The organism is Sulfitobacter mediterraneus (genome assembly GCF_003054325.1).
Classification (GTDB): Bacteria; Pseudomonadota; Alphaproteobacteria; order Rhodobacterales; family Rhodobacteraceae; genus Sulfitobacter; species Sulfitobacter mediterraneus.
Genome location: NZ_QBKU01000007.1, coordinates 196,839 through 209,452, shown reverse-complemented (window position 1 = coordinate 209,452; position 12,614 = coordinate 196,839). Strand labels below are relative to the sequence as shown.

The 12,614-nt window shown below is 59.9% G+C and carries 10 protein-coding genes; 9 read left to right on the top strand and 1 reads right to left on the bottom strand.

Annotated elements, in window-relative coordinates; translation table 11 throughout:
* Nucleotides 1-104 precede the first annotated feature (104 nt).
* From dusB to ntrX, 5 genes are all read left to right on the top strand, one after another.
* Nucleotides 105-1,091: a tRNA dihydrouridine synthase DusB gene (gene dusB / locus C8N31_RS13190; protein WP_025046197.1), complete on the top strand. Its 987-nt coding sequence runs from the start codon at nt 105-107 to the stop codon at nt 1,089-1,091.
* Nucleotides 1,088-2,161, top strand: a complete 1,074-nt coding sequence (locus tag C8N31_RS13185; protein ID WP_025046198.1) for a two-component system sensor histidine kinase NtrB — start codon at nt 1,088-1,090, stop codon at nt 2,159-2,161. Before dusB ends, C8N31_RS13185 begins: the two co-directional genes overlap by 4 nt.
* 2 nt (nt 2,162-2,163) lie before the next feature.
* The gene (locus C8N31_RS13180) at nt 2,164-3,537 is read left to right on the top strand and encodes a sigma-54-dependent Fis family transcriptional regulator (RefSeq protein ID WP_025046199.1); all 1,374 of its coding nucleotides are present in this window, start codon (nt 2,164-2,166) and stop codon (nt 3,535-3,537) included.
* A gap of 155 nt (nt 3,538-3,692) precedes the next feature.
* Nucleotides 3,693-5,891, top strand: coding sequence for a sensor histidine kinase NtrY-like (locus tag C8N31_RS13175; protein ID WP_037917380.1), 2,199 nt, complete (start codon nt 3,693-3,695; stop codon nt 5,889-5,891).
* The gene (gene ntrX, locus C8N31_RS13170) at nt 5,884-7,296 is read left to right on the top strand and encodes a nitrogen assimilation response regulator NtrX (protein ID WP_025046201.1); all 1,413 of its coding nucleotides are present in this window, start codon (nt 5,884-5,886) and stop codon (nt 7,294-7,296) included. The genes C8N31_RS13175 and ntrX overlap by 8 nt, the downstream gene beginning before the upstream one ends.
* Before the next feature lie 89 nt (nt 7,297-7,385).
* On the opposite strand, the gene C8N31_RS13165 is transcribed toward ntrX, so the two are convergent.
* Complete coding sequence (locus tag C8N31_RS13165; protein ID WP_037917423.1) at nt 7,386-7,859, bottom strand: hypothetical protein; 474 nt, start codon at nt 7,857-7,859, stop codon at nt 7,386-7,388.
* 129 nt (nt 7,860-7,988) lie between these two features.
* Between C8N31_RS13165 and trkA the strand changes: the two genes are divergently transcribed.
* The 4 genes from trkA (at nt 7,989) to hflX (ending at nt 12,611) form a co-directional block, all read left to right on the top strand.
* Complete coding sequence (trkA, locus tag C8N31_RS13160; RefSeq protein WP_025046203.1) at nt 7,989-9,365, top strand: Trk system potassium transporter TrkA; 1,377 nt, start codon at nt 7,989-7,991, stop codon at nt 9,363-9,365.
* 21 nt (nt 9,366-9,386) lie between these two features.
* A complete protein-coding gene (locus C8N31_RS13155) occupies nt 9,387-10,925 on the top strand; it encodes a TrkH family potassium uptake protein (RefSeq protein WP_025046204.1) in 1,539 nt (512 codons plus the stop codon).
* Nucleotides 10,926-11,076: 151 nt separating this feature from the next.
* Nucleotides 11,077-11,316: an RNA chaperone Hfq gene (gene hfq / locus C8N31_RS13150; protein WP_007119530.1), complete on the top strand. Its 240-nt coding sequence runs from the start codon at nt 11,077-11,079 to the stop codon at nt 11,314-11,316.
* Nucleotides 11,313-12,611: a GTPase HflX gene (gene hflX / locus C8N31_RS13145; protein ID WP_037917383.1), complete on the top strand. Its 1,299-nt coding sequence runs from the start codon at nt 11,313-11,315 to the stop codon at nt 12,609-12,611. Before hfq ends, hflX begins: the two co-directional genes overlap by 4 nt.
* The last annotated feature ends 3 nt before the right edge of the window (nt 12,612-12,614 follow it).

Genomic DNA, 12,614 nt, shown 5'->3' with positions numbered 1-12,614 from the left:
AAATTAGGCATATACCCTCGTGCCGCAGGGGAAATACGTCTGTTTTTATTGAGTAACGTCAGGGTTACCGCTAAACCCTTCGTAACTGCACAAGGATTAAGCACATGCGCCCGCCGGTCTGGCCCATTGATCTCAACCCACCGGTTTTCCTCGCGCCGATGGCTGGAATCACCGATTTGCCCTACCGCACATTGGTCGCCCGTTTTGGTGCGGGGCTGGTTGTGTCTGAAATGGTTGCCAGTCAGGAATTACTGTCGCGCCGTCCCGGCACCCGCGAAAAGGCCGAGCTGGGTCTGGGCGTCGAAGGCACCTCCGTCCAGATCGCGGGCCGCGAAGCCGCCCCGATGGCAGAAGCCGCCCGGATGATCGAAGCGCAGGGTGCACGGCTGATCGACATCAACATGGGATGCCCGGCCAAGAAAGTGACCCAAGGCGCCTCCGGTTCGGCCCTGATGAAAACCCCAGATCACGCGCTGCGCCTGATTGAGGCCGTGGTGGAGGCGGTCAATGTGCCTGTCACCCTGAAAACCCGGTTGGGCTGGGATGATCAGATGCTCAACGCCGCCGATATTGCCCGCCGCGCCGAATATGCGGGCATCAAAATGATCACGATACACGGGCGCACCCGATGCCAGTTCTACAAAGGCACCGCCGATTGGCAGGCGATCCGCGCCGTGCGCGATGCGGTCGATATTCCTGTGGTGGCCAATGGCGACATCGTGAGCGCCAATGCGGCGCAGCAGGCCTTGGATCAATCCGGCGCGGATGGGGTGATGGTCGGGCGCGGGGCGCAAGGGCGACCGTGGATTTTGGCCGAGATCAGTCACGCGCTGTTTGGCACCCCATCGCCGGATGTGCCCATGGGCGATGCCTTTGCCGCGATGGTTGAAGAGCACTACGATGAGATGTTGCGGTTTTATGGCGCGGATCTGGGCAGTCGTGTAGCCCGCAAACATCTGGGCTGGTACATGGACACTTGCGCAACGCCAACCGGCTTGCGCCGCGATGTGTTAACTAGCAAAGACCCGAGCGAAACCAAAGGCTTGATCCGGCAGGCCATGCAATATGGCGCAGGGGCACAAGCCGCATGACCCATGATCGCAACATCTGGGTGTCCCTGCCGGTGCCCGCCATTCTGATCGCCCCGGACGATGGCATCGAAGACATCAATCCCGCCGCCGAAGGGTTTTTGAACGTTTCGGCCAAATCGGTGATCGGTGTGCCGGTTTGGGACATTATCGCGGTCAACGACCCACTTGAGGATGCATTCGACCGCGCCCGCGCCAGTGGCACGCCGCTGTTTGTCAATGACGTTGATGTGGGATCAGGCCAACGGGCGCCGCTGCAATCGGCCCTGCAAATTGCCCCCCTCAGCGGGGCGGAGGGGCATATGTTGATGATGATCTCGCCGCGGGAGTTGGCGGGGCGGATGACCCAGAACCACTCAGTGAAATCAGCGGCCAAATCGGCGATCGGCATGGCCGAAATGCTGGCGCATGAGATCAAGAATCCGCTGGCAGGGATCACCGGCGCGGCGCAGCTGTTGTCGATGAACCTGCCCGCTGATGAGCTGGAGCTGACCGATCTGATCGTCGCGGAAAGCCGCCGGATCGTGAAATTGCTCGAACAAGTGGAGCAGTTTGGCAACCTCAACCCGCCACAACGCCAAGCCGTCAACTTGCATGATGTGCTGGACCGCGCGCGGCGCTCTGCCTTGCTGGGTTTCGGCGCCCAGATGAAAATCATCGAAGATTACGATCCATCACTGCCGATGGCGCTAGGCGACAAGGATCAATTGCTGCAAGTGGTTCTGAACCTTCTGAAAAACGCCTCCGAAGCCGCGGGCGAGGGTGGTGGAACCATTCGGCTGCGCAGCTATTACGAACATTCGTTCCGTCTGCGCCGCGCTGATGGGACGGGTCAGGCACTGCCGCTGCAAATTGAGATCATCGATGACGGGCCGGGCCTGCCTGACCACATCAAGGGGGATGTTTTTGATCCCTTTGTTTCGGGCCGCGAAAATGGCACCGGGCTGGGGCTGGCGTTGGTCAGCAAGATCATTTCCGAACATGACGGCTGGATCTCGGTCACCTCGGTTCCGGGGCAAACCGTGTTCCGCATCTCACTGCCCCGCGCGGCCGCACAAAAAGAAGAGGAATAATCATGGATGGCACGGTATTGGTCGCCGATGACGATCGCACAATCCGCACGGTTCTGACCCAAGCCTTGACCCGTGCAGGCTGCAAGGTCCATGCGACGTCCAGCCTGACAACGCTGATGCGCTGGGTGGGCGAAGGCAAGGGTGACGTGGTGATCACAGATGTGGCAATGCCGGACGGTAACGGTCTGGAAATGCTGCCGAAAATATCCGCCGACCGGCCCGGACTGCCAGTGATCGTGATCTCGGCGCAAAACACCATTATGACAGCGATCAAGGCCGCAGAGGCCGATGCGTTTGACTACCTGCCCAAACCGTTTGACCTGCCGGATTTGATGAAACGCACCGCACGGGCATTGGAAAAAGGGGGCACCGCCACGCGGGCGTCCGCCGCCAAAGCGCCGGAGGAAGACCGTGATGATCTACCGCTGATCGGGCGCACGCCGGTGATGCAGGCGCTTTATCGGCTTGTGGCGCGGGTGATGAACACCGATCTACCGGTTCTGATCTGGGGCGAAAGTGGCACAGGTAAGTCATTGATCGGGAAGGCCATTCATGATTTTTCAGACCGCCGCAATCTGCCCTTTGTCACGGTCACGGGCACCGAGTTGGTGGATATTGATGCGCCTGCACGTCTGTTGGCCAAGGTGCGTGGCGGTACCCTGTTGATTGACGAAATCGCCGATATCCCGCCTGAGGTACAGGCGCGAATTTCGCGGATGATGGATGCGCCGGGGGAATACAGCCCGCGTTTTCTGGCCACCAGCCAATCGGATCTGGCGGCCGCCATGAAAGAGGGCAAGTTGCGCCGCGATTTGTATTATCGTCTGTCGGGCGCAACCTTGCACGTGCCAACCCTGCGCGACCGGGTTGAGGATATCCCGCTGCTGGCGGACCATTTCCTGCAACAGGCCGAAGACAGCGGTCTGGGCGTCCTGCGCCAGTTGTCTGATGCGGCAGCCAAGGTTCTGTCGAACTATGCTTGGCCGGGAAATGTGCGGCAATTGGAACATGCGATGCGGCAACTGGCCCTGACCAGCCGCGCCAGCGAAGTGAGCCAAACCGAGGCCGAACAAGTACTGGGCGCACAGCCCACAAGCGAGCCGTTGCAGGCCCATGCCAGCACCGAACGTCTGGGCGCCAGCGTGGAACGGCATCTGCGGCGCTATTTTGACCAACACGGGAATATGCTGCCGCCGCCCGGCCTTTATGCGCGGATCCTGCGCGAAGTGGAGGCGCCGTTGATCGAAATTGCCCTCGGTGCGACCGCCGGAAATCAGGCAAAATGCGCAGATTTGCTAGGCATCAACCGAAATACATTGCGCAAGAAAATCACCGACCTCGATATAGAGGTGACACGGGGTCGCAAAATGATGTAAAACCGCCACATAACCGTGGCCATCGGGTATCACGCCTGATCAGGACCACAAAATATGGCGGTTGGTGCCATTGCGCACCACATCATGAGTGAGGGCAACGGGTGGCAACCCGGTCACGCAGTTTCACATTGGATAGGCTGGGGCGATTCCGGCGAATGCGCCGTGTGCGCAACCTCGCAACCTTGTCTTTGGTTGTTTTGGGGCCGGTTCTGGCCATGGCCACCTATCTGGCGCTGGGTCCGTTGGGGCAGGGCGCCAATACCTTTGGGCTGCGCCTCATCCTGCTGACCGATCTGGTTTATGTTCTGCTGGTCGCGGCATTGGTTCTGTCGCAAGTCGCCCGTTTGATCGCGGCGCGGCGGGCCAAATCCGCCGGATCGCGCTTGCACCTGCGCCTCACCGGTGTTTTTGCCCTGATGGCCCTGATCCCGACCGTCAGTGTTGCGGTGTTTGCCGGTCTTACAGTGAATGTCGGGCTCGAGGGCTGGTTTTCGGACCGTGTGCGCAGTGTGGTTGGCAATTCGCTGGCCGCCGCTCAGGCCTATGAAACCGAACAACGCGAAGATCTGGTTGAGGACGCACGCAGTCTGGCCCGTAGCATCGACAACGCCCGCAAGAATGGCATCAACCTCAGCGACAGCGCCCTGCTTGGGGAAGGCCAGCGACAAATTCAAAGGGGTCTGCGCGAGGCCTATCTTATTGATGGAACGGCCCAAATTCGGGCCCGCGGAAACCGGTCTTACCTGTTTGACTACGAAGAGCCCAATGCAGACCAGATCGAGATCGCCAGCGCGGATGGCGTGCTGATTATCGAAGACTGGACCAACAACGAGTTTCGCGCACTGGTCCCAATGGAAAGCTTTGTCGACCGTTATCTCTACGTCAGCCGCGAGGTCGATGGAGAGATCCTGTCACTGCTTGACGAAACCAAAGAGACGGTGCGGCTCTATCAACAGCTCGAAGCAGATCGCGGGCGGCTCCTGTTTGAATTTGCCCTTGTTTATCTGGGCTTTGCGGTGATCCTGATATTGGCCGCTGTTTGGCTTGGGCTGTGGTTTGCCGAACGGCTTTCTGGTCCTGTCGGGCGGCTCACGGGGGCGGCGCAGCAGGTCGGCGCAGGGGATCTCTCCGTTCAGGTCCGCGAAGAGGAGGGCGACGACGAGATCGCAATGCTGGGCCGGTATTTCAACCAGATGACCCGCCAGCTTAGCGGTCAGCGTGAAACCCTGCTCGACAACACCCGCCAGATCGAACGCCGCCGCCGGTTGTTTGATTCTGTGCTCAGCTCGGTCACGTCCGGGGTGGTCGGCCTTGATCCCGAGGGGCGGGTGGCCTTTGTTAACCGCTCTGCCAAACGTCTGCTGGATTGGCACGAGGATCAGCAGTCCTTGGCCTTGGCCGTCGCCGTTCCTGAATTTGGCCCCTTGTTTGAGACGCTGACCTCCGGCTCCGGCACAGCTGTACAGGGCGAGGTCAAAGTTTCACGGCAGGGCGCGCAGGAGAACCTGCTGGTGCGCATGGCACCGCGCCGGTCCGACGACGGACGTCTTGAGGGCTATGTGGTTGCCTTTGACGATGTGACCGATCTGGTCAGCGCGCAACGGATGGCCGCATGGGGCGACGTGGCCCGCCGGATTGCCCATGAGATCAAGAATCCACTGACCCCGATCCAGCTCAGCGCCGAACGTATCCGCAGGAAGTTTGCTCCCAAACTGGGCGAAGAAAGCGATCAGCTCGAACAAATGACAGGGGTGATCATCCGCCAGACCGGCGATCTGCGCCGCATCGTCGATGAGTTCAGTAAATTCGCCCGCATGCCAGAGCCGGAAACCTCTGATCAGAACCTGACCCAACTGGTGCGCGATGCCGTGTTTTTGCAGCAGGCAGGGCAACCGGAGGTCAAGATCGTATCAGACCTGCCAGATGCCCCAGTGGTGGCGGAAATTGATGCGACAATGATCTCTCAGGCGCTCACAAACCTGATTAAGAACGCCGGAGAGGCCATTGAAACATTGTCTAAAAAGGGCACTCAGGATGATCTGATCCCAAGGATCGAAGTGACCCTGAGCCAAACAGACAACAGCGCCCGTTTGACCATCGCCGACAACGGCATCGGCCTGCCCGAAGATCGGGCACGCCTGTTTGAGCCCTACGTCACCACCCGCAGCGAAGGCACCGGCCTTGGCCTGCCCATTGTTAAGAAGATCATAGAAGAACATGGCGGAACATTAACTCTCGAAAACGCCCCGATATTTGACGGACAAACCCATTTTGGTGCGATGGCGGTGATTACTCTGCCCATCGGTCCAACACGTGACAGTAATGAGAATAGAATGGAGACAACGCATGAGTGACATTCTGATTGTAGACGACGAACGCGATATCCGCGAATTGATCTCGGACATCTTGATAGACGAAGGTTTTGCGACCCGGCTGGCAGGCAATTCCGATGATGCCATGGCCGAAATCACATCAGAGCAGCCCGCATTGATGATCCTCGATATCTGGCTCAAAGACAGCCAGATGGATGGCATCGATATTCTCAAGGCGGTCAAACGGGACTACCCCGATGTGCCGGTGGTGATCATCTCTGGGCATGGCAACATCGAGATCGCTGTTGCTGCGATCAAACAGGGCGCCTACGATTTTATCGAAAAGCCGTTCAATATTGATCAACTGCTGGTGGTGATCCGCCGCGCCATGGAAACCTCGCGCCTGCGCCGCGAGAACCTGACGCTCAAGAAACGCGACGTTTCCAGCGCCGAAATGCTTGGAAATTCAGCCGCTTATCGCGGTTTGATCGGCCAGCTTGACAAGGTGACCAAATCCAATGGCCGGGTCATGCTGACCGGCCCGGCAGGGGCAGGCAAGGAAATCGCTGCGCGGTATATCCATGCCCATTCCAACCGCGCGGCGGCGCCGTTTATCACCGTCAATTGCGCGGGCATTGAACCCGACCGCATGGAAGAGATGCTCTTTGGCCGCGAAGGCGGCGATCGCGGGATCGAACCGGGATTGCTCGAACAGGCGCACGGCGGGGTGGTCTATTTTGACGAAGTGGCGGATATGCCGCTGGGCACCCAATCCAAAATCCTGCGGGTGCTGGTGGACCAGCAATTCACCCGCGTCGGCGGCAATGACAAACTGCGCGTGGATTTGCGGGTCATTTCCAGCACCAACCGCGACCTAGCAGCCGCGATCCGTGATGAAACCTTTCGCGAGGAACTCTATCACCGCCTCAACGTGGTGCCGATTGCGGTTCCGTCATTGGAAGAACGGCGCGAGGACATCCCGCTCTTGGCCGAACATTTCATCGCCGAATGCAACGCCACCCAAGGTCTGCCGCTGCGCAGTCTGTCCGAAGATGCCATTGCGTTGATGCAGACCATGATCTGGCCTGGCAACGTGCGCCAGCTTAAAAATCTCGTGGAACGGGTGCTGATCCTGGGCGATGGCACCGGCCCGATCGAGGCCCGCGAACTGCCCGGCGAAGAGGACAAAGGCGAGGATGGCGGCCGCGTGGTCCTGTCCGGCGCTCTGGCAACCCTGCCGCTGCGCGAGGCCCGCGAGGCCTTTGAGCGCGAATACCTGCTGACCCAGATCAACCGGTTTGGCGGCAATATTTCGCGGACGGCAAATTTTGTCGGCATGGAACGCTCCGCACTACACCGCAAACTCAAATCGCTGGGGGTGGTCACCTCCGCCAAATCCGGGGTGCGCGTGGCCCATGTGGATGACGACGGCGAAACAGAGGACTGATCTTCCCCCTTTTTGGCCCTAAATATTCCGGGGGGTGCGGGGGGCTGGCCCCCCGCCGATCGGCCCCAAGCGCTCACATTTCTAGAAACTCACCCGCGCGAGACGATCTGAAAGCTGCCATCGCGGTTGCGGATCACACAGGATTTTGGCGTCAATTTCGGCAGGGTCCGCGTTTTGCCAACCGGCGCGGCATTGGCCACATGATCCGGGCAGGGCGGGATCGTCACCGGCGCATAGCCCTTGTCGGCCATACATTGCCCTTCGACCCGTTTGCGCAACCCATCATTGGGATCAAAGGTGATGGTCTCACCGGGGATCACATAACCGGGCACAATCGTACAATTGCCCGCAGAATCGCAGCTCTTGTAGGCGGGCACAAACTCCGGCGGAATGCGCCGCACCTGCACCGATGCGGGCACATCGCGCAGGGCCTTTACCTCACAAGTCGTGGTGTCCCGGTTCAGCCGCTCAACGCTCACGCCAGCGCGGTAATAGGTGTTCAGCGGCGCACAGCCCGCCACAGCGGCCAGCGCGATCACCAGAAGGGTGGTTTTACGTTGCATCTGTGCAGTTTGCACCGGACCGCGCGTCATGACAATCGCTTGACCCTTGCTTTGGGCGCTGTCATGCCCTCTAACCGACATTAGACCTGTGCAGCCCAAGGGCCGCACAAACAGCGTGAGGACGCCATCATGAAAGTGATCATTTGTGGTGCAGGGCAGGTGGGCTGGCAAATTGCCCGCCATCTGAGCGGCGAACGCAATGATGTAACCGTTGTGGACAACAACGCAGATCTGGTCCGCCGCGCCACCGATACGCTTGATGTGCAGGGGATTGCGGGCTTTGCCAGCTATCCCGATGTGCTGGATCGTGCCGGCGCACGCGATGCCGAGATGATCATCGCTGCAACCCATTCGGACGAGGTCAACATGGTGACCTGTCAGGTTGCCCATTCGGTTTTTGGCATCAACCGCAAGATTGCCCGCCTGCGCAGCCAATCCTACCTTGATGCGATCTATTCCGATCTCTACCGCCGCGATCACATGCCCATCGACGTGGTGATCAGCCCCGAAAAGGAAGTCGCAAACGCCGCGCTGCTGCGCCTTTCGGCCCCGGCGGCTTTCGACACCGAGGTGTTCATGGACGGCAAGGCGCATCTGCTGGGCATCACGCTGGATGGCGATTGCCCGGTGGTCAACACGCCGTTGCGCCAGCTGACAGATCTCTTTTCCACACTGCGGGCCGTGGTTGTGGGGGTGCGCCGCGATGGCACATTGTTTGCGCCCGAATCCAAAGATCAGCTGTTTGTCGGCGACGATTGCTATCTTTTCTGCCACCGTGATGACATTCCGCGCACGATGGAAATCTTTGGCAAGAAGACCTCCAAACAGGAACGGGTGGTGTTGGTTGGCGGCGGCAATGTCGGCCTGACCGTGGCGCAACATCTCGAATCCGACGCGCGCCGCATCCGCACAAAGATCATCGAGAAAAGCCGCCGCTGCGCCGAAAAAGCCGCCGAGGCGCTGGAACGCACCATCGTTCTTAATGGCGATGGACTGGATGCGGCGCTGTTGGCTGAGGCCGGGATTGCCCGCGCCGATGCCATGCTGTCCGTCACCGATGATGACAAAACCAACATGCTGGCCTGTGTGCGGGCCAAAGCCGAAGGGTGCGATTACGTGATTGCGCTGATCAATGATCCGACGCTGGTGCCTTTGATGACACCGCTGGGCATTGACGCCTATATCAACCCCCGCGCCACCACCGTGAGCTCGATCCTGCGCCATATCCGCCATGGCCGGGTCCGTGCGGTCTATTCCATCGGTGATGCAGAGGCCGAGGTGATCGAGGCCGAAGTCTTGTCCACATCGCCCATGGCGGGCAAGCTGGTCAGCGAGATTGACTTCCCCGAAGGGGTGCTGATGGGCATGGTTCGCAAAGGCGATGAGGTGATCCGGCCCAAAGGCAGCACCCGCATTGACGAAGGCGACGTGATCGTTCTGTTTGCCTTGGCCAAGGACGTGCCGCAGGTCGAACAACTGATGCAGGTCTCCATCGACTTCTTCTAACCGCAAAAGGACAGAACGCCCTTGCGCCGCCAAAGCTACATCCGCGCTGAACTCTTGAAACTGCCGCTGTTCCTGTTGTTGTTCGGGGCGGCCTCGGTTTCGATGATAGTGCCGGCCCTGCATGGGCTTGTGGTGCATGATCACGAGGCGTCGCGGGCATTCTTTTACGCAGGATTGCTGGGCACAGTTGTTTTTGTGTTGCTGGCGGTTGCCCTGTCCGGGCGGCCATCCCGCTCCACCGCTTTGGGGCCGCTGATCTCGCTGTTCTCAGCCTTTGTTTTCCTGCCCTTGGTCCTTGCCGTGCCCTTCATAGAAGCCTTGCCCACCACGCGGTTTCTGCATGCCTATTTTGAGATGGTCAGCGCCATTACCACCACTGGCGCGACGATGTTTGATGATCCGGGCCGGCTGAGCGGGACATTGCACCTATGGCGGGCGCAGGTGGGCTGGATGGGTGGTTTGCTGATGTGGGTGGCAGCATCGGCCATTTTGGCACCGCTGCATCTGGGCGGTTTTGAGGTGACGGCACAGGCAGAGCCGGGCCATATAGACCCCGAAGCCAGCGGCCGCATGGCCCCTATCGACCCGCGCGAGCGGCTGCTCAGGGCGTCGCGGGCGCTGTTGCCGATCTACGCCGGGCTGACCTTGCTGTTGTGGGTGCTGCTGCTGGTCGGGGGTGCCACGCCGCTGACCGCGCTGTGCCATGCGATGTCGGTGATGGCGACATCGGGCATCTCGCCTGTGGGCGGTGTAGAGCACGCGCAAACCGGCCTGTCCGGCGAGGCGGTGATGGTGCTTTTTATGCTGTTCGCCCTGTCGCGCCTGACCTTTTCCAAGGACACAGTGACGGCCACCCAAGGTGGGCTGCTGACCGACCCGGAATTTCGCATCGGCATCTTTGTGGTGATTGCGGTCCCGCTGCTGCTGTTCGGCCGGCACTTTCTGGGCGCCTTTGATGTGGCCGCAATGGAAAACCTGACCCAAGCCGGTTACGCGCTTTGGGGGGCGGTCTTTACGGTGATGTCCTTCCTGACCACGACGGGGTTTGTCTCTGAATACTGGGGCGAGGCCAAAAGCTGGTCGGGGCTCGCCACGCCCGGGTTGATCCTGATGGGACTGGCCCTGATCGGCGGCGGGGTCGCGACAACCGCAGGCGGGGTGAAACTTTTGCGGGTTTTTGCACTCTACCGAAATGGCACCCGCGAGATGGAGCGGCTGGTGCATCCCTCATCAGTCAGCGGCGCGGGGCTGTCGGGCAGGCGGCTGCAAAGCAACGGCGCGTTCATCGCCTGGATCTTTTTCATGTTGTTTGCCCTGTCGCTGGCCGCAGTGACCTTGCTTTTGACCTTGGCAGGTACAAAATTCGAGGCCGCGCTTGTGCTTTCCGTGGCCAGCCTTTCGACCACCGGACCTTTGGTGCAATATGCCACCGATACACCCATTCATCTCATTGAACTGAGCCTGACGGCCAAGGCCGTGCTGTGCGGGGCGATGGTTTTGGGGCGGCTGGAAACCCTTGCGATTATTGCACTTTTGACCCCGGATTTGTGGCGCACCTGACGGCCCACCTGTGGCGCACGTGACACGGCAATGCGCGTGATAGGCAAAAATCCCTGATATGGGGCTGGAATCTCCGCTTTGGGCGCTTCATACTGATCCGAATGGGGGGGTCCATGCGTGGACGCCAGCAAGAAAAAAAGCGAGAAAAACCATGGCGTCAGACAGACAGAACCTTCAGGATGCTTTCCTGAACCACGTACGCAAGACCAAAGTACCGGTTACCATTTTCCTGATCAACGGTGTGAAACTGCAAGGCGTCATCACATGGTTTGACAATTTCTGCGTGCTGCTGCGCCGCGATGGCCAGTCGCAGCTTGTCTACAAACATGCGATTTCGACCATTATGCCCAGCCAGCCGATCAGCCTTTATGAGGGCGAAGACGCTTCTTGAGCCGCACACAATTTCAAATTGACGACACGGATGGCCCGCGGGTGACCCGCGCTTGGGTGCTGCACCCGGACATCCGGTCCAATCCCGATCGCCGTGATCCCAAACCCGCCTTGGAAGAGGCGGTGTCGCTTGCACGCGCCTTGCCCCAGCTTGAAGTTGTGGGCGCCGATGTTGTGCCGCTGCGCAGTGTCAGTGCAGGGATGCTGTTTGGCTCTGGCAAAATCAAAGAAGTCCATGACTTGCTGGAGGCCGCAGAGGTCGAGCTGGTGCTGGTGGACGGTCCTGTCAGCCCGGTGCAGCAACGCAATCTGGAAAAAGCCTGGGGCGTGAAGCTGCTTGATCGGACCGGTCTGATCTTGGAGATTTTCAGCGACCGTGCGGCAACCCGAGAGGGTGTTTTACAGGTCGAAATGGCCGCGCTGAACTATCAGCGCACCCGGCTGGTGCGGGCCTGGACCCACCTTGAACGCCAAAGGGGCGGCTTGGGCTTTGTGGGCGGCCCCGGCGAAACCCAGATCGAGGCGGACCGCCGCGCCATTGACGAACAATTGGTGCGCCTGCGCCGCCAGCTTGAGAAGGTTGTGAAAACCCGCGCATTGCACCGTGCCGCACGGGCCAAGGTGCCTTATCCAATTGTTGCGCTTGTGGGGTATACCAACGCCGGAAAATCAACGCTTTTCAATCGGTTGACTGGCGCTGAGGTGATGGCGAAAGACATGCTTTTTGCCACGCTGGACCCAACCATGCGGTCCTTGGTGCTGCCCGATGGACCGGAGATCATTCTCAGCGACACGGTTGGGTTCATCAGCGATCTGCCCACCGAGCTGGTCGCGGCCTTTCGCGCGACGCTAGAAGAGGTTCTGGCCGCCGATATCATTTGCCATGTGCGCGATATTTCCCATGCCGAAACCGAAGAGCAGGCCCGCGATGTACTGGAGATCCTGACCTCACTTGGCGTGCCGGAAGAGACCCGAACCTTTGAGATCTGGAACAAGATTGATCAGCTGACGCCCGAGGCCGCAGACGCCATGCGCCAGCGGGCCGAGCGGGACGAGAATGTTCTGGCGATCTCTGCGATCACGGGTGAGGGTCTTGAGGGGTTGCAAGCCGCCGTGGCCGAGGCCCTGCAGGGGGCGGTGCGCGATGCAGACCTGACGCTAGGCTTTGCCGAGGGCAAGAAACGCGCCTGGCTGTTTGCGCAAGACGTGGTGCAAGAAGAGCGCCAGACCGATGACGGGTTTGAGTTGACCGTGCGCTGGTCGGCCCAGCAAGAGGCGCAGTTTCAGCGTTTGTGAGCC